We start from the raw sequence: 20,709 nt of genomic DNA, 5'->3' as shown, positions 1-20,709 counted from the left end.
CGTCCCTGGCGGGGGCAGCGCCAGTCTCCTTGGCCGCATGCGTTGCACAGCAAATTGTTTCTGACACTGAAAATGTCAGTAAAATTGACCTCTGGCGCTTATCTATCAAGCGCTAATAGCTATCAATAGTGTAGCTATTTGGAGGTGCTGAAGCGGCGCCTCACCTCTGCAAGAGGTTTTTCGCATGCCACCACCTGGTTGCGTTACATCACTGCGTCAGCGGGCAAACGCTGCAGCATGGCCAGGCTGCTGGCCACGGTGTTGCGCAGCTCGCGGCGGTCGCAGATGAAGTCCACGGCGCCCTTGGTCTGCAGGAACTCGGCGCGCTGGAAGCCTTCTGGCAGCGTCACGCGCACGGTGGATTCGATCACGCGCGGGCCGGCAAAGCCGATCAGGGCCTTGGGCTCGGCAATCACGATGTCGCCCACGAAGGCAAAGCCGGCGCTCACGCCGCCCATGGTCGGGTCGGTCAGCACGCTGATGTACGGCAGGCCCTTCTTGGCCAGGCGGGTCAGCGCTGCATTGGTCTTGGCCATCTGCATCAATGACAGCAGGCCTTCCTGCATGCGTGCACCACCGGTGGCGGTAAAGCAGATGAAGGGCACTTTCTGCTCGATGGCGGTTTCCACGCCGCGCACAAAACGCTCGCCGACCACCGATCCCATGGAGCCGCCCATGAAGTCGAATTCAAAACAGGCGGCAACTACGTTGATGCTCTTGACCGCGCCACCGATGACGATGAGGGCATCGGTCTCGCCCGTGTTTTCCAGGGCTTCTTTCAGGCGTTCGGGGTACTTGCGGCTGTCCTTGAACTTGAGGGCATCCACGGGCAGCACTTCCTGGCCGATTTCGTAGCGGCCTTCAGCGTCCAGAAAGGCATTCAGCCGTGCGCGCGCGCCAATCCGGTGGTGGTGGCTGCAGTGGGGGCACACATTCTGGTTGTGTTCCAGATCGGCCTTGTAGAGCACCGTTTCGCAGCTCGGGCACTTGATCCACAGGCCTTCGGGCACCTGGCGGCGCTCGGTAGGGTCGGTTTGCTGGATCTTGGAGGGCAGGAGTTTTTCGAGCCAGGACATGGTGTTTTCCTCTTCAGTGGCAAGACCTGCAAGCGGAGCCGGTAGACGTCCTGGGCGCAGGCCTGGAGTGAAATGAGGGCGCACACCACAAGGTGCGCGCCGGGCAGCATTATGCGTCGAGTGCCTTGCGCACCCCGCGAAGGAAGTCCACCGTCAGGGGGACCACCTTGGCGTGCTCCTGGTCTTCAATCAGCTGGATGATGCGGCTGCCGATGACCACGGCATCGGCCACCTTGCCAATCGCCTGGGCGGTGGCGGCGTCACGGATGCCAAAGCCCACGCCCACGGGGATCTGCACATGCTGGCGAATGCGGGGCAACATCTGCTCCACGGCAGCCGTATCCAGCGCGCCTGAGCCGGTCACGCCCTTGAGCGACACGTAATACACATAGCCGCTGGCCACGCGGGCCACCTGGGCCATGCGCTCGTCCGTGCTGGTGGGGGCCAGCAGGAAGATCAGGTCCATGCCGTGCTCGCGCAAACTGGCGGCGAAGGCTTCGCACTCCTCGGGGGGGTAGTCCACGATGAGCACGCCGTCCACGCCCGCGGCTGCGGCGTCGCGCACAAAGGCGCCTGCGCCGTGCTTCTGGTCGTAGCGTTCCACGGGGTTGGCATAGCCCATCAGCACCACCGGCGTGGTGCTGTTGCGCTTGCGGAATTCGCGCACGTGGTCCAGCACCTGCACCATGCCAATGCCCAGGCTGAGGGCCTTTTCGCCCGCCTTCTGGATGACGGGGCCGTCGGCCATGGGGTCGGAAAAGGGCACGCCCAGCTCGATCACGTCAGCACCGGCCTCCACCATGCCGTGCATGAGGGCGGGGGTGATGTCGGCAAACGGGAAACCAGCGGTCACATAGGGAATCAGCGCCTTGTGGCCCTGGGCCTTGAGGGCGGAGAAAGTTGCTTCGATGCGGCTCATTTGACCACCTTGACGGGTTGCTCAGCGCCCTTGACGGACTGCCCCTGGCAACTGGGGCGACAGTAAAAGTCGGCACCACTGAGGTCGGCCACGGTGCCAATGTCCTTGTCACCCCGGCCCGACAGGTTGACCAGGATCGACTGGTCTGCGCGCATGGTTTTGGCCAGCTTCATGGCGTAGGCCACTGCGTGGCTGGATTCGAGTGCGGGGATGATGCCTTCGGTGCGGCACAGGTAGTGGAAGGCCTCCAGCGCCTCCTTGTCGGTGATGCCGACGTACTCGGCACGCCCGATTTCCTGCAACCAGGCGTGCTCCGGGCCCACGCCGGGGTAGTCCAGCCCCGCGCTGATGCTGTGGGTTTCGGTGATCTGGCCGTTGTCATCCTGCAGGATAAAGGTACGGTTGCCATGCAAGACGCCCGCGCTGCCCTTTTGCAGTGACGCCGAGTGTTTGCCCGACTCCAGCCCCTCGCCCGCCGCCTCCACGCCAATGAGGCGCGTCTTTTCAAACGGAATGTAGGGGTGGAAGATGCCCATGGCGTTGCTGCCGCCGCCTACGCAGGCGATCACGGCATCGGGCTGGCCGCCGATCACCTTTTGTTCGGCCAGCATCGCGGGCATCTGCTCGATGCATTCCTTGCCGATCACGCTCTGGAAGTCGCGCACCATCATCGGGTAGGGGTGCGGGCCTGCCACCGTGCCGATGATGTAGAAGGTGTTGTCCACATTGGCCACCCAGTCGCGCATGGCTTCGTTGAGCGCGTCTTTCAGCGTCTTGCTGCCAGATTCCACGGGTACCACCGTGGCACCCAGCAGCTTCATTCGGTACACGTTGGGGCTTTGGCGCTTCACGTCTTCAGCACCCATGTACACCACGCATTCGAGCCCATAGCGTGCGCAAATGGTGGCCGTTGCCACGCCGTGCTGGCCAGCGCCGGTTTCGGCGATCACGCGGGGCTTGCCCATGCGCTTGGCGAGCATGGCCTGGCCGATCACGTTGTTGATCTTGTGGGCGCCGGTGTGGTTCAGGTCCTCGCGCTTGAGGTAGATCTGCGCGCCACCCATTTCACGGCTGGTGCGGGCTGCGTGGTAGACCGGAGAGGGTCGGCCCACGAAGTGCTTGAGTTCGTAGTGGAACTCGGCCAGAAATGCGGGTTCGTGCTGGTAGCGGGCGTAGGCCTCGCGCAGTTCCTGGATGGCGTGGGTCAGGGTTTCGCTGACGAAACTGCCGCCGTAAGGGCCGAAGTGGCCCGAGGGATCAGGTTGCTGATAGGAATTCATGGGGGTTCTTTGCAAGTTGTGCATCGGCCGCACGCACGGCGGCAACGAAGCGTTGGATCTTCATGGCGTCCTTGATGCCCTTGATGGGCTTTCCATCGGGCCCATCGGCCTCGACGCCGGAACTGACATCAACCGCCAGCGTGTGGCAACGCGGACGGACTTGCAAAATGCCATCGGTCACGTTTGCAGGCGTGAGTCCACCAGACAAAACGAGGTGAGAGCTGACGCTTGGTGGAAGGAGTGACCAATTGAATGCCTTGCCGCTGCCGCCAAAACCCTCGACATGGGCGTCGAGCAGGATGGCTTGGGCGTGAGAGTAATCGTGGGCGTATTTTACGAGGTCGAAGCTGGCTGCACCGTCGCCCAGGGGAATTCGTGCCGCTCGCAGGTAGGGCCGCGCGCCCTGGTGGGTGGCGTCCAGGCAATCCTGTGGGGATTCATCACCGTGAAATTGGATGGTAGCGCCCGCTATCAAAGCGCTGGCAGCTATCACATTAGTAGCGGATTCGTTCACGAACAGCAAAACCGGGGTGACAAAAGCCGGCAGGCGCCTGGCCAGTTGTGCAGCGCGTTCGGGTGTCACGGCGCGGGGGCTGGGGGCGTAGAGCACAAATCCGACCGCATCCGCACCTGCCGCCACGGCGGCATCCACGTCCTGCTCGCGGGTCAGGCCGCAGATTTTGATGCGGGTGCGCGAAGCGGGGAGCGAGGGGGCGTTCAACCCGCCGCCGGGCCGCCCCAAGGCGGGTTGGGCCCCCTCGGGGGGCAGCGAACCACGCGGAGCGGGGAGCGTGGGGGTGTACTTATCAGCATTCATGGCAACCAATCATACGCAGCCGTGCGTTGGGGCAGTCCCCAGCTGGCGTCATAGATTGGCCCTTGAAAGTACAGCCCATCCGGGGAAAACGTCGGCGCCGCGGCATCGCGTGACTTGGCGGCGAGCACTTGGGTGATCCACCCAGGGGGCTGGTTGCCTTGGCCAATGGCAATCAGGCAGCCCATGATGTTGCGGATCATGTGGTGCAGGAAGGCGTTGGCCTCGAATTCGAAACGCCAGTAGCAGGGGCTCCAGCCCAGCTCCGGGTGGGGCGCGTTCAGGCCACGGCGGACAATATCGATGCGCTGCAGGGTCTTGATGGGGGATTTCGCCTGGCACGCCGACGCGCGGAATGAAGTGAAGTCATGTTCCCCCAGCAACTGGTCTGCAGCTTGCCGCATCGCATCGTGGTCCAGCGGGTGGTAAACCCAGCCCACACGGCCTGCGTCCACACTGGGACGCACGGGCGATTGCAGCAGCACGTATGCGTAGCGCCGCGCTACGGCGCTGGCACGGGCGTGAAAATCATGCGGCACGGGCTGCGCCCATTGCACGGCGATATCGGCAGGAAGAAAGGTGTTGGTACCACGGACCCACGACGAGGGCGGGCGTTGGAGTGGCGTGTCGAAGTGCACCACCTGCATCAGTCCGTGCACCCCTGCGTCCGTGCGACCCGCACACAAGGTGCTGACAGGGTGCGTGGCAAAGCGGCCCAGGGCCGCTTCGAGTTTGTCTTGAACCGTATTGCCAGACAGCTGGCTTTGCCAGCCGCTGTAGGTCTGTCCGTTGTAGCTGACACCCAGCGCCACCCGCGTCATGGGGTGGCCTGGGGGAAGGGGCTGCATTAGCCCAGTTCAGCCAGCATGCGCTGGGCCCGGGTCTTGAGTGCCCCGCTGGACTCTGCCACCACCTCTTCAATCAGTGTGCGTGCGCCGTCGGTATCGCCAATGGCGTTGAACTCTTCAGCCAGTGCCAGCTTGGTGGCCAGTGGATCATCCTGCGCTGCCGCCGAGCCATCGTCAACAAACTCTGGTGCTGGAGCAGGTGCCTTGGAGGCAGGGGCAGCCATGGGCTTGGATGGTGCGTTCAGATCAAGTGACAGTTCGCCCAGGTCAAATTCCATAGGGCCGGAATCCTTGGCATCACCTGCCAGGGGTATGGGGCCAGAGGGTGCCATGCTCAGATCGTCTGCGCTCGGGAAGTCCAGGTTGGCCACGGGCGGAGGGGCCATGACCGGGCCGGGCGCAGTATCTTGACCGCCCCAGGCAGGGGCCGTTGCAGATGGCAGCTCTGGCAAATCCAACTCGGGCCGCAGTGTTTGCGGTTCGTCTGCATCGGTGGCGCGGCGGACTCCACCTGCAGCCGCAGCAGCGGCGGCCGCCGCGGCAAATCCGCCTGGAGGCGCAGGTGCCACTGAGGGAGCGTCGGTCAGTGCGTCGTCGGGCAGATCCAGGTCGAGGTCCAGATCAAGATCCGGGGGGAGTGCCGCCGAGGCTGCGGCGTTGCCTGCACCTGTGAAGGTGCTTGGGAAACCCCCTGGGGGCAGCGATGGGGATTCATCCTCGGCCATGCCGGGGCGGCCACCAGGCTGGTACAGCCGGTTATCAGGGTCCAGATCGCGGCCCAGTTCAGCAATGCGGTTCCAGTCCGGCCCTTCGCCCTGTGTCAGCTTGAATACATCTCCCGCCACGGCTTCCAGCGCCTTGCGGTCCTGGCGCTTGGCATAAATTTCGCCAAGCTTTACATGGACGGATACACGGGCTGGGTTGTGGCGGATGGCTTCCTTCAGGATTTCCTCGGCCTGCAGGTCGCGGCCGTAGGCCAGGTACACATCGGCTTCGGCCACCGGGTCCACATCGCCGCCCGCATCCAGCTGGCTGGGCGAGTAGGCCATGGACGAGCCGGTTGTCATTTCGCTGTTGGCGGTATCGACACGCTGTCCACCGCTGGCACCGAAGAACGAGTCGGGCTGGATGCGGCTTTCCAGGAACGAGCTGTCTACACCGCCGCTCTGGCGGCGACGCTGAACGACGCGGTACGCGCCGTACCCAAGCAACAGGGCCAGCAGGCCGCCACCAGCAAGGGGAAGTATCGGGTCGTCCATGAGGCCGGACAGGAAGCTCGGCTCTTCCACGGGGGCTGGAGCCGGTGCAGGCACTCGCACAGGGGCTGCGGGAGCCGACGCCACAGGAGCCGGTGCAGAGGCGGGCTCGGAAGCTGCTTCTGCGGGAACGGCGGCATCTGCTACCGGAGCGCTGGCTGCGGTCACCGGGGCGGATGCCGGGGTTTCCGGCATGGCGGGTGCCGTGGGCGTGGCGGGGACAGCAGGGGCCTGCACGGCCACACCAGCAGGGGCGCTGGCGCTACCGGCCGCCGCAGGCGCGGCACTGCCAGCGGTCGCAGATGCCGCGCCCAGCTTGTTCAGGTCCGTGATGTTCTTGGACAGTTCCGCCATCCGCGTGGCCGCTTCGCCGGCTTGCTTGTCCTTGGCGAGTTGATCCTCGGCCGCTTTCTGGCCTTTGACAGAGCCTTTGGACAGCGTGAGCTTGTCGGGCGCGGTCGTCGCAGGCTTCTTGTCCTCTACTCGGGTCTGCACCGTACCCGACGCGGAGCGCTCGGCGGCAGCCACGGCGGTGGTGGGGGCTGCGCCTGCCAGCTTGCGGCGGAACTCGTTGAAGTCCCGGGCCTGGGCGGCAAGAATCTGACGAGCTTCTGGAGCCGGTGTCGCCTGCGCGGTGGCTTCGTCGGGCATCTGTAGCACTGCGCCAGCCTTGAGGCGGTTGACATTGCCCTGAATGAAGGCATCGGGGTTCGCTCGCATCATGGCGACCAGCATCTGATCGAGAGAGACGCTGGCTGGGCGATAGGTGTTCGCAAGGCGGCCTGCCGTGTCACCAGCCTGCACCTTCACGCCGTCAGTGGGCGTGGCGCGAGGGGCTGCTGCCGGGCGTGGCGCTGGCTGGGTAGCAGGGGCTGCCGCAGCGGGAGATTCGCTGGCGCGGGGGGCGGCCGGGGCGCGCACTGCAGGCGTCTGCTGTGCCGCAGGTGCTGAGATCTGGGGGGACGCCGTCACACTCGGCGCAGCGCGGCGCAGTGCTGGCGGGTCAAACAGCATCGTGTAGCTGCGCACGATACGGCCCGAGCCCCAGTTGGCATCCAGCACCAGGTCCAGGAAGGGATCGTTCACCGGACGATCACTCGTCAGGCGCAGCACGGCGCTGCCATCGGGGCGCCGCTGTAGCTGGATCCGCAGGTTGTTGATCGTTGGCGTGTATTCCATTCCCTGGGCACGGAAAACTTCCGGGGTGGCCGTGGTGGCGCGCAGGGTGTCGGCTTCGGCCGGAGTGATCTGGGGCAAGTCGATTTCGGCGCGCAGAGGCTCGCCCAGGGCAGACTGCACGGTGATGCGACCCAGCGCCAGAGCGGAGGCATCGCCAGCGTAAAAGCCGACCGACGCTACGGCCGCAGCCGCCAGGACAGAAAATTTCCAACGATGCATGTTTGCCATCAACTGATTAGGTTTTTGTGCGGCTCGGTCGAGCGGTGCTTTTTTTCTCATGGTCTGGTCCCGCCCCGGCGCGTGAAAATATGTAAAAAGCACCATAGCATCAATGTTTTGCACTGACAAGCTGAGGTGGCTCCGAAGCTTTGTGTGGGGTCGAGTCGCACCAATTTGGGGCATTCAAATGTTGCCAATTGCCAACGTGGCGTAACGGAGTGTGTCATGGTGCTGGGCGCAAAAAAGCGCGCACAACGGGGGCTGTGCGCGCTTTTTGGAGGATGCCGGCTTAAGCGTCGAGCAAGATGCGCAGCATGCGGCGCAGAGGCTCGGCAGCCCCCCAGAGCAGTTGGTCACCAATGGTGAAGGCGCCTACATATTCGGGGCCCATGGCCAGCTTGCGGATGCGGCCCACGGGGATGGTCATGGTGCCGGTCACAGCCACGGGCGTCAGATCCTTGATGGTGGCTTCACGGGTGTTCGGCACTACCTTGACCCACTCGTTGTCGGCGGCAATCATGGCTTCCAGGTCAGCCAGGGGCACATCCTTCTTCAGCTTGAAGGTCAACGCCTGGCTGTGGCAGCGCATGGCGCCCACGCGCACGCAGAAGCCGTCCACCGGCACGGCTGGGGCGCCGAAGCCCTCGCCCTGGCCGAGAATCTTGTTGGTTTCCGCCATGCCCTTCCACTCTTCCTTGGACATGCCATTGCCCAGGTCCTTGTCGATCCAGGGAATCAGGCTGCCGCCCAACGGCACGCCGAAGTTGGTGGTTTCAGCGCTGGTCAGGGCACGCTGCTTGGCGATGACCTTGCGGTCGATTTCGAGGATGGCGCTCTTGGGGTCATCGAGCAGGGACTTCACTTCGGCGTTCAGCGTGCCGTACTGCGTGAGCAGTTCGCGCATGTGCTGCGCGCCGCCACCCGAGGCTGCCTGGTAGGTCTGGGTGCTCATCCATTCCACGAGACCTGCCTTGTACAGAGCGCCCACGCCCATCAGCATGCAGCTCACGGTGCAATTGCCACCGATCCAGTTCTTGCCGCCGTTGGCCAGGGCATTCTTGATGACAGGCATGTTGACGGGATCAAGAATGATCACGGCGTCCTTGTCCATGCGCAGGGTGGATGCGGCGTCGATCCAGTGGCCATTCCAGCCCGCTGCGCGCAGCTTGGGGAACACTTCGGAGGTGTAGTCGCCGCCCTGGGCGGTGATGATGATGTCGCAGCGCTTGAGGGCCTCGATGTTGAACGCGTCCTGCAGCGCAGTCTCGTTCTTCGCTTGGGCAGGGGCCTTGCCGCCTGCATTCGAGGTGGAGAAGAACACGGGTTCGATCAGATCGAAGTCCTTCTCTTGTTCCATGCGGTCCATCAGGACCGAGCCAACCATGCCGCGCCAGCCGACCAACCCTACCAACTTGCTCATTTCAACGCCCTTTCTAAGTAAGAAACAGTGCCAGACCGGACTGCTCGCCTGGCTCGTCTGGCCAGGGAGGGCGCACGACGAACCAGGCTGAGTCAGCCCTTAATGGTCGTGGTTTTGGTGATGGTTGCGCGCGCAGCGACACCGGCCAGGGCGGCGGGTGCAATGTTCAGGGCGAACGTGTGGGCGGCAAACATAGGCGGGGATTGTAGCGGATGTGGGCTTTGGGCTCTGTGCTGTTGCTCCAACAGCGTCTCTGTGGGGCGACCGGCGGGATAGACGGTAGAAAAAGCCAATGACTTCGTGGGGAGCCTCCGCTTGGGGTCTGCATCGCACTACAGTCCTGCCTATCGTTTCGTCTGTGATTCATCGAGAGTAGAAAAATGCAAGTCATCGTTGTGGGGTCCGGCAAGCTGGCCAGGGAGCTTCTGGGCGCGCTGCCCTCTGGGGACGCTGGCGAGGTTGTGCCCTGGGCCGCCGAGGGGCTGCCTGTAGAAAAATCGGTGGTGGTGCACGCTGGCTCGGGCCGGGAGCTGCAAGCCGTGAGCGCGTTCTGCGCATCCACGCAATCTCCGCTGGTGGAGCTGTCCACGGGGTCAGCGCTGGAGCACACTACCGTGGGTTTTCCGGTCATCCTGTGTCCGAACACCAACCTCCTCATGCTCAAGTTCATGGCCATGCTGGAGCGCAGCGGGCATCTGTTTCGCGGCTACCGCATCGGGCTTACCGAATCCCACCAGGCGCAGAAGTCCTCCGTGCCGGGCACGGCGGTCAGCATGGCGCAGGCGCTGGGCCTCAGTCCGGCTGAAATCCGGTCCGTGCGCGATCCGGAGGTTCAACGGGGCGAGTTGCAAATCCCCCAAGAGCATCTTGCCCGCCACGCGTACCACCAAGTGTTGATGGAGGATGGCGCTTGCAGCGTGAAGCTGGAAACCCGTGTGTATGGCGATGCGCCGTATGCGGCGGGTGTGGCCCACATTGTGGCGGTCGTCCGCGAGCGGCCGCTGGAGAACCGGCGTTACTCCATCATGGAGTTCATCGACAACGCTTGGCTGTAGGCGGTACGCGGGCTCAACAACGAAAAAAGCGCCGGAAGACCGGCGCTTTTTCGTGACCGCTGAGCGGTTGGGTTCAGACGGCCAGCGCCTTGACCACTGCATCCCCCATCTGCGCCGTGCCCACCTTGGTGGTGCCTTCACTGTAGATGTCGGGGGTGCGCAGGCCCTGGGCCAGCACCTTCTGCACGGCGGCTTCGATGCGCTGGGCGGCGGCTTCCTGGTTCAGGCTGAAGCGCAGCATCATCGCGGCCGACAGGATGGTGGCCAGCGGGTTGGCCACGCCCTTGCCGGCGATGTCGGGGGCGCTGCCGTGGCTGGGCTCGTACAGGCCCTGGTTGCTGCTGTTCAGGCTGGCCGAGGGCAGCATGCCGATGGAGCCCGTCAGCATGGAGGCTTCGTCCGACAGGATGTCGCCAAACATGTTGCCCGTGACCACCACGTCAAACGCCTTGGGCGCCTTGACCAGTTGCATGGCGGCGTTGTCCACGTACATGTGCTGCAGTTCGACGTCAGGATATTCCTTGTGCACGTCGGTGACCACGTCCTTCCAGAACTGGAAGGTTTCGAGCACGTTGGCCTTGTCCACGCTGGTGACCTTCTTGTTGCGCTTGCGCGCGGCCTGGAAGGCGACGTGGGCGATGCGTTCGATCTCGGGGCGGCTGTAGCGCATGGTGTCAAAGGCTTCTTCGGCGCCGGGGAAATGGCCGTCCGTGGCCACGCGGCGGCCGCGCGGCTGGCCAAAGTAGATGTCGCCGGTCAGCTCGCGGATGATGAGGATGTCCAGGCCCGCGATCAGCTCTGGCTTGAGGCTCGACGCACCCACCAGTTGCTCGTAGCAGATGGCGGGGCGGAAGTTGGCGAACAGGCCCAGGTTCTTGCGCAGGCCCAGGATGGCCTGCTCGGGGCGCAGGGGGCGGTCGAGCGTGTCGTATTTCCAGTCGCCCACGGCGCCGAACAGTATGGCGTCGGCTTCCTTGGCGAGCTTGAGCGTGGACTCGGGCAGCGGGTGGCCGTGGGCGTCGTACGCCACGCCGCCCACCAGGGCGGATTCCATCTCGAACGGGAGTTCCAGGGCCTCCAGGACCTTGACGGCTTCAGAGACGATTTCGGTGCCAATGCCGTCACCCGGCAGAACTGCGATTTTCATTGAATTTGCTTTGTTTTTGATAGCTGTTAGCGCTTATTGGTAAAGCGCTAGATGCCAATTTGAATGATGTTTTGGATGCCTGCGCCGTCTCACGACACCATGGTGTGCGCCAGCCAGGGCTTGGTGGCCAGCCGCTGGGCTTCAAAGGCCTTGATCTTGTCGGACTGGCGCAGGGTCAGGCCGATGTCGTCAAAGCCGTTGAGCAGGCAGTATTTGCGGAAGGCCTGCACCTCGAACGGAATCTCTTGGCCCTGCGGACGGACGATGACCTGGCGCTCCAGGTCGATGGTGAGTTGGTAGCCGGGGAAGGCCAGCACTTCGTCAAACAGCTGGGCCACGGTGGCCTCGGGCAGTACGATGGGCAACAGGCCGTTCTTGAAGCAGTTGTTGAAGAAAATGTCGGCAAAGCTCGGCGCGATCACCGCGCGAAAGCCGTACTGGTCCAGCGCCCAGGGCGCGTGTTCGCGGCTGGAGCCACAGCCGAAGTTCTTGCGCGCCAGCAGCACGGAGGTGCCTGCATAGCGCGGCTGGTTCAGCACAAAGTCGGGGTTGGGCTTGCGGCTGGCGGGGTCTTGGCCGGGTTCGCCGTGGTCCAGGTAACGCCACTCGTCAAACAGGTTCACGCCAAAGCCGGTCTTCTTGATCGACTTGAGGAATTGCTTGGGGATGATCGCGTCGGTATCGACGTTCTCGCGGTCCATCGGGGCCACAAGGCCCTTGAGCAAGGTGAATTTCTGCATGACGTTCTTTATTTGGCGGCGCGTTCAAGGGCGCCACCGGCGCGCTGTACGTCCTGGCCCACGCCCTTGACGGTGTTGCAGCCGGCCAGCACGAAGGTGATGGCGAGCACGATGAGGGTTGCGGTCTTTTTCATGACAGGGCTCCTTCAGGCAAATTGACGAATGTCCACAAAGTGGCCGTGCACGGCAGCGGCTGCTGCCATGGCGGGGCTCACCAGATGGGTCCGGCCACCAGCGCCCTGGCGGCCTTCGAAGTTGCGGTTGCTGGTGCTGGCGCAGCGCTCGCCGGGCTCCAGGCGGTCGGCATTCATGGCCAGGCACATGGAGCAGCCGGGTTCGCGCCACTCAAAGCCCGCGGCCACAAAAATCTTGTCCAGTCCTTCGCGCTCGGCCTGTTCCTTGACCAGGCCCGAGCCCGGCACCACCATGGCCAGCTTCACGTTGCTGGCCACCTTGCGGCCCAGGTTCTTCACCACGGCGGCGGCTTCGCGCATGTCTTCGATGCGGCTGTTGGTGCAACTACCGATGAACACCTTGTCGATGGTGATGTCGTTGATGGCCTTGCCGGGCGTGAGGCCCATGTAGGTCAAGGCGCGCTCGATGGCGCCACGCTTGTTTGCGTCCTTTTCCTTGTCCGGGTCGGGCACGCGGGCGTCGATGCCCAGCACCATTTCGGGCGAGGTGCCCCAGGTCACTTGTGGCTGGATGTCGGCTGCGTCGAGCTTGACGACGGTGTCAAACTTCGCATCGGCATCCGAATGCAAGGTCTTCCAGTACGCCACGGCCTGGTCCCATTCCACGCCCGTGGGCGACAGGGGACGGCCCTTGACGTATTCAATGGTCTTGTCGTCCACCGCCACCAGACCCGCGCGAGCACCACCTTCGATGGCCATGTTGCACACGGTCATGCGACCTTCCATGCTCATGGCGCGGAAGACGGAGCCTGCAAATTCAATGGTGTAGCCCGTGCCACCGGCCGTGCCGATCTTGCCGATGATGGCCAGCACCACGTCCTTGGGGGTCACGCCTTTGGCCAGCGTGCCGTCCACCTGTACCAGCATGTTCTTGGCCTTCTTGGCCAGCAGGGTTTGCGTTGCCATCACGTGCTCGACCTCGCTGGTGCCGATGCCGTGCGCCAGCGCGCCAAACGCGCCGTGCGTGCTGGTGTGGCTGTCGCCGCAGACCACCGTCATGCCGGGCAGGGTGGCGCCGTTTTCGGGGCCAATCACATGCACGATGCCCTGGCGTTTGTGCATGAACGGGAAGAATGCCGCAGGCGAGATCTGCGCCATGTTGTCGTTCAGCGTGGTGATCTGTTCCTTGCTGATCGGGTCGGTGATGCCGTCGTAGCCGTTTTCCCAGCCCGTGGTGGGTGTGTTGTGGTCGGCGGTGGCCACGATGGAGCTCATGCGCCAGACCTTGCGGCCCGCCTCGCGCAGCCCTTCAAAGGCCTGGGGGCTGGTCACCTCGTGCACCAGATGGCGGTCGATGTAGAGGATGGATGTGCCGTCCTCTTCGGTGTGGACGACATGCTCGTCCCAGATCTTGTCGTACAGGGTGCGTCCCATGGCGTGGCTTTCTTTCTGCTTTCAGGTGGGTGATTGGATTTTAGTGCCGGGGTCTTGGCGTGGTGAGAGGTGTTCCACCAGCAAACGCGCCGTGACGGGCAGTGCGTCAAAGTCGCGGGCCACCACGCGCAGCTCGCGGTGGGCCCAGGCGTCGGTCAATGGGACGGCTTGCAGGTTGCCCACGCCGCGCATCAGCGCAAACGCCCGGTCGGGCAGCAGGCCCACGCCCAGGCCGTTGTCGATCATGCGGCACATGGCGTCAAGCCCCGTGACTTGGATGCGCTGGCGCAGCGGGCGCCCGGCGGCAGCTGCTGCGGCGCGCATGGCCAGGCTGATGCTGCTGTTGGCGTGCAGGCCCACGATGTCCCAGTCCAGAACTTCTTCAAAATTGATAGCTGCCAGCGCAGACAGGTCATGCGCCAGGGGCACAACGAGCACCAGATTGTCGGCGCGGTAAGGGCGGCTTTGCAGTTCCAGGACACCGTTGCCACTGGCCATGCCGATGTTGCAGATGCCCAGGTCTGCAGCGCCCTCCTGCACGGCATGCAGCACGTCGCTGCTCAGGTGCTCCTGCAGGTCGATCTTGATCTGGCTGTGCTCGCGCGCAAAGGCGCCCAGGTCTTCGGGCAGAAACTGGAAGATGGCCGAGATGTTGGCGTGCATGCGCACATGGCCGCGCACACCGTCGGCGTATTCGCTGAGCTCGCCCTGCATGCGCTCCAGGCCAAACAGCACGGTGCGCGCGTGGTGCAGCAGGCTCTCGCCTGCGGGTGTGAGCGTGACGCCCCGGCTGTGGCGGTAGAGCAGGGCGGTGTCCACGGCCGTTTCCAGGTCCGACAGGCGTTTGCTGACAGCCGATGCGGCAATGAACTCGCGCTCGGCCGCGCGGCCAATGCTGCCGAGCTCGCACACCGCCACAAACAGTTGCAGCGAGGTCAGGTCGATACGGCGCGCAAAACTGCGCTCGGAGCTTTTCATGGGGCTTTGTCTTCTCGAAATGAGAAGGTTGTCTATTTTCTCTGCATTATGGGTACTTTGCCATCGCGATACACGATGGTTGGGATGCCCGTCCGCGCGTGAGCAGCCCCTCTGAAGCCCAGAACGCTGCCGTGGCTTAGGCAGTGCAGGTGCTGCCGTGCTCTGGCACGGCGGCGCGCCAGCGCAGCTCATGCTCAATGCGCTGGCGCAGCAGATCGGATGCACCCATTTCGCCATGCACCACATACACCTGGTCGGGCGCGTGGCCCATGCTGCGCAGCCAGGCGATGAGCTGGTTGCCGTCGGCGTGGGCCGACGCGGAGGACAGCCGCACCACCTCGGCGCGCACAGCCACGTCCTGGCCATGGATGCGGATGCTCTTTTCGCCCTGGGCCAGGCGCGCGCCGCGTGTGCCCGGCGCCTGGTGGCCGGTCAGGATGATCATGTTGCGGTGGTCGCCCGCGTGCAGCGCCAGGTGGTGCAGCACGCGGCCCCCGGTGGCCATGCCACTGGCCGACAGGATGACCATGGGGCCATGCAGCTTGGCCAGCCCCTTGGATTGCTCGGGCGTCTGGACCATGGTGGCGCCATGCTCCAGTGCCTGTACTTCGCGGCCGCTCAGGCGGTGTTCCTGCATATGGTGCTGGAATAGCCCCGTGGTGCTGACCGCCATGGGGCTGTCCAGAAACACCTTGAGGGAAGCGGGCACCACACCCTGCGCCTTGAGCAGGCCAATGGCGTGCAGCACCACCTGGGCACGCCCCACGGCGAACACGGGCACCACCGCTATGCCCCCGCGTGCGGCCAGGCGCTGCAGGGCGGGACCCAGTTCGTCGAGCAGGCCTTCGGGAGGGTGTTCGCGGTCGCCGTAGGTGGACTCGATGAGCACCGTGTCAGCCTGGGGCGGCGCGTCGGGCGGGTTCATGAGCAGGTCATCGGGCCGCCCCAGGTCGCCGGAGAACAGGATGCGCCGCCCTCCGACTTCCAGCAGCACACTGGCCGCGCCGAGGATGTGGCCAGCGGGCGAGAAAGTCATGCGCCAACCGGGCAGGGGCTCGAACGCTTTGTGGAACGCATGGATCTGGAACTGTTGGAGGCAGTGCAGTGCATCGAGCCGGGTGTACAGCGGCAGGGCGGGGCTGTGGCTGCTGAGCTGGTGCCGGTTGAGAAAGGCCGCGTCTTCCTCCTGCAGGTGCCCACTGTCGGGCAGCAGGATGGTGCACAGGTCGCGCGTGCCCGGCGTGCAGTGGATGGCGTGGGTGTAGCCATCGCGCGCCAGCAGGGGCAGGTAGCCGCTGTGGTCCAGGTGCGCATGGGTCAGCACCACCGCGTCGATCTGGTGCGGCGTGACGGGCAGGGGCTGCCAGTTGCGCAGGCGCAGCTGCTTGTAGCCCTGGAACAGGCCGCAGTCGACCAGCAGGCTTTTGCCGTTGTGCCGAACCAGGTATTTGGAGCCTGTGACGGTCCCGGAGCCACCCAGAAAGGTGATGTTGACATTGTTCATGGACCGCAGCTCCCGCTTCGTCGCCGATGGATTTTCATCGTACTGCGGAGGCTGCGCCAGCGGGGGTTGACTGCGATTTTCTTGCCTTGCATCAAGAAAAAACCGCCGGGGCCGAAAGGCCGCAGGCGGTTTTTTTGGGGGGCAGGCTGGTGATCAGCTGAAGAAGTTCTTCAAGCGGTCCGTCCAGCTTTCGCCGCTGGGCGAATGGCGGCCGCCACCCTTCTTGAGCGAATCCTCCAGCTCGCGCAGCAGCTTGCGCTGGTGCTCGGTGAGCTTCACGGGGGTCTCTACGGCGATGTGGCAGTACAGGTCGCCCGGGTAGCTGGCGCGCACACCCTTGATGCCCTTGCCGCGCAGGCGGAACTGCTTGCCGGCCTGGGTGCCTTCCGGAATGTCGATGGCCGCCTTGCCCGCCAAGGTGGGCACCTCGATCTCGCCGCCCAAAGCCGCCGTGATGAAACTCACGGGTACCTGGCAGTGCAGGTCGTCGCCGTCGCGCTCGAAGATGTCGTGTTTCTTCAGGCGGATTTCGATGTACAGGTCGCCGGGCGGGCCACCGTTGGTGCCAGGTTCGCCGTTGCCGGTGCTGCGAATGCGCATGCCGTCGTCGATGCCCGCAGGGATCTTCACTTCCAGCGTCTTTTGCTTCTTGAGCTTGCCCTGGCCATGGCAGCTGGTGCAGGGCTCGGGAATGATCTTGCCCGTGCCACGGCAGTGCGGGCAGGTTTGCTGCACGCTGAAGAAGCCCTGGCGCATCTGCACCGTGCCCGCGCCCTGGCAGGTGCCGCAGGTCTTGGCGCTGGTGCCGGGCTTGGCGCCGCTGCCGTGGCAGGTGTCGCAGCTCTCCCACGACGGGATGCGAATCTGCGCATCCTTGCCGCGTGCGGCCTCTTCCAGGGTGATCTCCATGGCGTAGCTCAGGTCGCTGCCGCGGTAGACCTGGCGGCCGCCCGCGCCCCGCCCACGCCCGCCCTGCTGGCCGAACATGTCGCCGAAGATGTCGCCAAAAGCCTCGGCAAAACCGCCAAAGCCCTCTGCACCCGGGCCTCCCGGGCCGCGCATGTTGGGGTCGACCCCGGCGTGGCCGTACTGGTCGTAGGCCGCACGTTTTTGTGGGTCGGAGAGCATCTCGTAGGCCTCCTTGGCCTCCTTGAATTTCTCTTCGGCAGGCTTGGCCGCATCCCCCTGATTGCGGTCAGGGTGGTGCTTCATCGCCAGCTTGCGATAGGCCTTCTTGATTTCTTCGTCCGAGGCGTTCTTGGGAACACCCAGGATTTCGTAAAAGTCTCTTTTGGACATGGTCTTTCTGAGCCCGGTTGGAACAGGAACGCCGCGCAAGCACCGTCAACGGCACCGCGCGGCGGCTGGGGTCAACGGGAGCGTGCTCAGCCCTTCTTGACTTCCTTGACTTCGGCATCGACGACGTTGTCGTCGTCTGCAGGCTTGGCCGAAGATGCGGAGGCCGAAGCACCGGCATCAGCACCACCGGCAGCCTGAGCGGCTTGCGCCGCTTGGGAGTCGGCGTACATCTTTTCGCCCAGCTTCTGGCTGGCGGCCATCAGCGCGGTCGTCTTCTCGTCGATCGCGGCCTTGTCTTCGCCCTTCAGGACTTCTTCCAGGGCCTTCACGGCTGCGGTGATCGCATCCTTCTCGCCGGCATCCAGCTTGTCGCCGTGTTCGGCCAGGCTCTTGTTCACGCTGTGCACGGCGGCTTCACCCTGGTTGCGGGCTTGCACCAGCTCCAGCTTCTTCTTGTCGTCGGCAGCGTTGAGCTCGGCGTCCTTCACCATTTGCTGGATCTCTTCTTCCGACAGGCCGGAGTTGGCCTTGATGGTGATCTTGTTTTCCTTGCCCGTGCCCTTGTCCTTGGCGCCCACATGCAAGATGCCGTTGGCGTCGATGTCGAACGACACTTCGATCTGTGGAACACCGCGCGCTGCGGGTGGAATGCCTTCGAGGTTGAACTCGCCCAGCAGCTTGTTGCCCGCCGCCATTTCACGCTCACCCTGGTAGACCTTGATGGTCACGGCAGGCTGGTTGTCGTCGGCCGTCGAGTAGGTCTGCGCGAACTTGGTTGGGATGGTGGTGTTCTTCTGGATCATCTTGGTCATCACGCCACCCAGGGTTTCGATACCCAGAGACAGCGGTGTCACGTCCAGCAGCAGCACGTCCTTGCGGTCGCCCGACAGCACCTGGCCTTGAATGGCAGCGCCCACGGCCACGGCTTCATCGGGGTTCACGTCCTTGCGGGGGTCTTTGCCAAAGAACTCCTTGACCTTCTCTTGCACCTTGGGCATGCGCGTCATGCCGCCGACCAGGATCACGTCATGGATGTCGGACACCGACACGCCTGCGTCCTTGATGGCCATGCGGCAAGGAGCGATGGTGCGCTCGATCAGCTCTTCCACCAATTGCTCCAGCTTGGCGCGGGTCAGCTTGATGTTCAGATGCTTGGGGCCCGAAGCATCGGCGGTCACGTAAGGCAGGTTGATGTCGGTCGAGGCCGAGTTCGACAGCTCGATCTTGGCCTTCTCGGCGGCTTCCTTCAGGCGCTGCAGGGCCAGAACGTCGTTCTTGAGGTTGACGCCCGATTCCTTTTTGAACTCTTCGATGATGAAGTCGATGATGCGCTGGTCGAAGTCTTCGCCGCCCAGGAAGGTGTCGCCGTTGGTCGACAGCACTTCGAACTGCTTTTCGCCGTCCACGTCCGCGATTTCGATGATGGACACGTCGAACGTGCCGCCACCCAGGTCATACACGGCGATCTTGCGGTCGCCCTTTTCCTGCTTGTCCAGGCCGAAGGCCAGGGCAGCCGCAGTGGGCTCATTGATGATGCGCTTGACGTCCAGGCCTGCAATGCGGCCGGCGTCCTTGGTGGCCTGGCGCTGGGCGTCGTTGAAGTACGCGGGCACCGTGATGACGGCTTCCGTCACGGGCTCGCCCAGGTAGTCCTCGGCCGTCTTCTTCATCTTGCGCAGGATGTCGGCAGACACCTGCTGTGCCGACAGCTTGTTGCCGCGCACTTCGATCCAGGCGTCGCCGTTGTCGGCGGCCACGATCTTGTAGGGCATCAGGTCGATGTCCTTTTGCACTTCTTTTTCGGTGAACTTGCGGCCGATCAGGCGCTTGACTGCGTACAGCGTGTTCTTGGGGTTGGTCACCGCCTGGCGCTTGGCCGAGGCGCCGACGAGGATCTCGCCGTCTTCCTGGTAGGCCACGATGGAGGGCGTGGTGCGCGCGCCTTCGCTGTTCTCGATCACGCGCGTCGTGTTGCCTTCCATGATGGAGACGCAGCTGTTGGTCGTGCCCAGGTCAATGCCGATGATTCTTCCCATGATTTTTCTCCGAATGCTTGAATGGTTTGGATGGCTAGTAACTTGTGGATAACTTGTGGCGGTTCAAGTCATCCGTGCTGATTTATTTGAAGATTTACTTCGGGGCTGTCACGGTGACAAGTGCCGGGCGCAGCACGCGGTCAGCGATCACATAGCCCTTTTGCAGCACGGCCACCACGGTGTTGGCTTCCTGGTCGGCAGGCACCACGCTGATGGCCTGGTGCTGGTGGGGATCGAACTTGGCGCCCGACTCGGGGTTGATGGCCAGCACCTTGTTGCGCTCCAGTGCCGAAGTCAGTTGGCGCAGGGTGGCGTCGGCGCCTTCGCGCAACTGCTGGGGCGTGGCTTCCTTGATGGCCAGGGCGGCATCCAGGCTGTCGGCCACGGGCAGCAGGCTCTCGGCAAAACTCTCGATGCCGAACTTGCGGGCCTTGGAGACTTCGTCTTCGGCCCGGCGCCGGGCATTCTCGGTCTCGGCCTTGGCGCGCAGGAACTGGTCGGCCAGATCGGCGCTTTTGGCCTTGAGCTCGGCCAGCTCGCCCTGCAGGCGTGCCAGCTCGTCCGAGGCGTGGGCTGCCATGGCGGCTTCGACTTCTTCGGGGGCGGGAGCATTCTGAGGGGCTGTGGTTTGGCTGTTATCTGACATGTCTTGGTCTGAAGGTAAATGAACAGTACGCGCGAGAGTTGGGGCCGTGCCACCACAAATCAAGGTCTGCGCCAGGGGTATGTCCTTTCGGCCCCCGCGTACAGCGCGCTTTGTTGTATGGCATGTCGGCCCAGCCCCTGGTTTTGCAAGAGGCCAGGCGTTTGTCAGGCGCCTATTTGTACGCCCTCGCGGGGACTTGGGCGGACCTGAGTGTACAAGCGGCAGAGGTCGGGCTATAATCGCAGGCTTTCCCTTGCCACACCACTTCAAGACGCAGTGGGTGGTCTTACCCAAAAGGAGTATGCATGCGTCATTACGAAATCATTTTGTTGATCCATCCGGATCAAAGCGAACAAGTTCCAGCCATGCTGGAGCGCTACAAGGGCATGATCACCGCTGGCGGTGGCAAGGTGCACCGTGTGGAAGACTGGGGCCGCCGTCAACTGGCGTACCTGATCAACAAGCTGGCCAAGGCCCACTACCTGTGCGTGAACATCGAAGCCGACCAGGCCGTGATGGCTGAACTGGAGCATGCCTTCAAGTTCAACGACGCCGTGTTGCGCCACCTGACGGTTCAAAAGAAGAAGGCCGATGCAGGTCCTTCTTCGATGATGAAGACCGTCGAGCGTGAAGAAGCCCGCAAGGCCAGCCAAGCTGAATACGCAGCTGCTGGCGGTGAGCGTGGCGAGCGCCCAGATCGCGCCGAGCGCTGATCCAGCCCGTTG

18 protein-coding genes are annotated in these 20,709 nt (G+C 63.8%); 2 read left to right on the top strand and 16 right to left on the bottom strand.

Annotation, left to right across the window (positions count from 1 at the left end):
• Window positions 1-203 precede the first annotated feature (203 nt).
• From accD to asd, 7 genes are all read right to left on the bottom strand, one after another.
• Entirely contained in the window at window positions 204-1,076 is an 873-nt protein-coding gene (gene accD / locus ASE39_RS01350) for an acetyl-CoA carboxylase, carboxyltransferase subunit beta (protein ID WP_010463787.1), read from the bottom strand.
• A 109-nt stretch (window positions 1,077-1,185) separates the two neighbouring features.
• Window positions 1,186-1,995 carry a tryptophan synthase subunit alpha gene (gene trpA, locus ASE39_RS01345; protein WP_057269951.1) on the bottom strand — a complete coding sequence of 270 codons (810 nt, stop codon included), beginning with the start codon at window positions 1,993-1,995 and terminating at the stop codon, window positions 1,186-1,188.
• On the bottom strand, window positions 1,992-3,275 hold the full coding sequence (trpB, locus tag ASE39_RS01340; RefSeq protein WP_057226819.1) for a tryptophan synthase subunit beta: 1,284 nt from the start codon (window positions 3,273-3,275) through the stop codon (window positions 1,992-1,994). Before trpB ends, trpA begins: the two co-directional genes overlap by 4 nt.
• On the bottom strand, window positions 3,253-3,996 hold the full coding sequence (locus tag ASE39_RS01335; protein WP_057269950.1) for a phosphoribosylanthranilate isomerase: 744 nt from the start codon (window positions 3,994-3,996) through the stop codon (window positions 3,253-3,255). Before ASE39_RS01335 ends, trpB begins: the two co-directional genes overlap by 23 nt.
• 92 nt (window positions 3,997-4,088) lie before the next feature.
• Window positions 4,089-4,910, bottom strand: a complete 822-nt coding sequence (gene truA / locus ASE39_RS01330; RefSeq protein ID WP_057269949.1) for a tRNA pseudouridine(38-40) synthase TruA — start codon at window positions 4,908-4,910, stop codon at window positions 4,089-4,091.
• A 26-nt stretch (window positions 4,911-4,936) separates the two neighbouring features.
• A complete protein-coding gene (locus ASE39_RS01325; RefSeq protein WP_057269948.1) occupies window positions 4,937-7,591 on the bottom strand; it encodes a FimV/HubP family polar landmark protein in 2,655 nt (884 codons plus the stop codon).
• 289 nt (window positions 7,592-7,880) lie between these two features.
• On the bottom strand, window positions 7,881-9,011 hold the full coding sequence (gene asd, locus ASE39_RS01320; protein ID WP_057269947.1) for an aspartate-semialdehyde dehydrogenase: 1,131 nt from the start codon (window positions 9,009-9,011) through the stop codon (window positions 7,881-7,883).
• Window positions 9,012-9,391: 380 nt separating this feature from the next.
• Between asd and ASE39_RS01315 the strand changes: the two genes are divergently transcribed.
• Window positions 9,392-10,066, top strand: coding sequence for a dihydrodipicolinate reductase C-terminal domain-containing protein (locus ASE39_RS01315; protein ID WP_057269946.1), 675 nt, complete (start codon window positions 9,392-9,394; stop codon window positions 10,064-10,066).
• A 73-nt stretch (window positions 10,067-10,139) separates the two neighbouring features.
• Here the strand turns inward: ASE39_RS01315 and leuB are convergent, their stop codons facing one another.
• The 9 genes from leuB to grpE all read right to left on the bottom strand — a co-directional run bounded on the left by leuB (window position 10,140) and on the right by grpE (window position 19,984).
• A complete protein-coding gene (gene leuB, locus ASE39_RS01310) occupies window positions 10,140-11,213 on the bottom strand; it encodes a 3-isopropylmalate dehydrogenase (RefSeq protein WP_057269945.1) in 1,074 nt (357 codons plus the stop codon).
• A gap of 89 nt (window positions 11,214-11,302) precedes the next feature.
• The gene (gene leuD, locus ASE39_RS01305) at window positions 11,303-11,953 is read right to left on the bottom strand and encodes a 3-isopropylmalate dehydratase small subunit (protein WP_057269944.1); all 651 of its coding nucleotides are present in this window, start codon (window positions 11,951-11,953) and stop codon (window positions 11,303-11,305) included.
• 8 nt (window positions 11,954-11,961) lie between these two features.
• Entirely contained in the window at window positions 11,962-12,087 is a 126-nt protein-coding gene (locus ASE39_RS01300; RefSeq protein WP_010463809.1) for an entericidin A/B family lipoprotein, read from the bottom strand.
• Between the two features lie 12 nt (window positions 12,088-12,099).
• Window positions 12,100-13,521 (bottom strand): 3-isopropylmalate dehydratase large subunit, encoded by a 1,422-nt coding sequence (gene leuC / locus ASE39_RS01295; RefSeq protein ID WP_010463811.1) that lies wholly within the window; start codon window positions 13,519-13,521, stop codon window positions 12,100-12,102.
• A 21-nt stretch (window positions 13,522-13,542) separates the two neighbouring features.
• On the bottom strand, window positions 13,543-14,499 hold the full coding sequence (locus ASE39_RS01290) for a LysR family transcriptional regulator (protein WP_057226838.1): 957 nt from the start codon (window positions 14,497-14,499) through the stop codon (window positions 13,543-13,545).
• A 136-nt stretch (window positions 14,500-14,635) separates the two neighbouring features.
• Complete coding sequence (locus tag ASE39_RS01285; protein ID WP_057226841.1) at window positions 14,636-16,003, bottom strand: MBL fold metallo-hydrolase; 1,368 nt, start codon at window positions 16,001-16,003, stop codon at window positions 14,636-14,638.
• A 153-nt stretch (window positions 16,004-16,156) separates the two neighbouring features.
• Window positions 16,157-17,302, bottom strand: a complete 1,146-nt coding sequence (gene dnaJ, locus ASE39_RS01280; protein WP_010463817.1) for a molecular chaperone DnaJ — start codon at window positions 17,300-17,302, stop codon at window positions 16,157-16,159.
• An 86-nt stretch (window positions 17,303-17,388) separates the two neighbouring features.
• Window positions 17,389-19,338 (bottom strand): molecular chaperone DnaK, encoded by a 1,950-nt coding sequence (gene dnaK / locus ASE39_RS01275; protein WP_010463819.1) that lies wholly within the window; start codon window positions 19,336-19,338, stop codon window positions 17,389-17,391.
• Window positions 19,339-19,432: 94 nt separating this feature from the next.
• Window positions 19,433-19,984 carry a nucleotide exchange factor GrpE gene (grpE, locus tag ASE39_RS01270; protein ID WP_057226845.1) on the bottom strand — a complete coding sequence of 184 codons (552 nt, stop codon included), beginning with the start codon at window positions 19,982-19,984 and terminating at the stop codon, window positions 19,433-19,435.
• A gap of 305 nt (window positions 19,985-20,289) precedes the next feature.
• On the opposite strand from grpE, the gene rpsF reads away from it, so the two are divergent.
• Window positions 20,290-20,697, top strand: coding sequence for a 30S ribosomal protein S6 (rpsF, locus tag ASE39_RS01265; RefSeq protein ID WP_029414072.1), 408 nt, complete (start codon window positions 20,290-20,292; stop codon window positions 20,695-20,697).
• Window positions 20,698-20,709 lie beyond the last annotated feature (12 nt).

It is taken from the genome of Acidovorax sp. Root267, assembly GCF_001429215.1.
Classification (GTDB): domain Bacteria; phylum Pseudomonadota; class Gammaproteobacteria; order Burkholderiales; family Burkholderiaceae_C; genus Acidovorax; species Acidovorax radicis.
The sequence above is the reverse complement of the archived record's forward strand: the minus strand, read 5'-3'. Positions and strand labels throughout refer to the sequence as shown.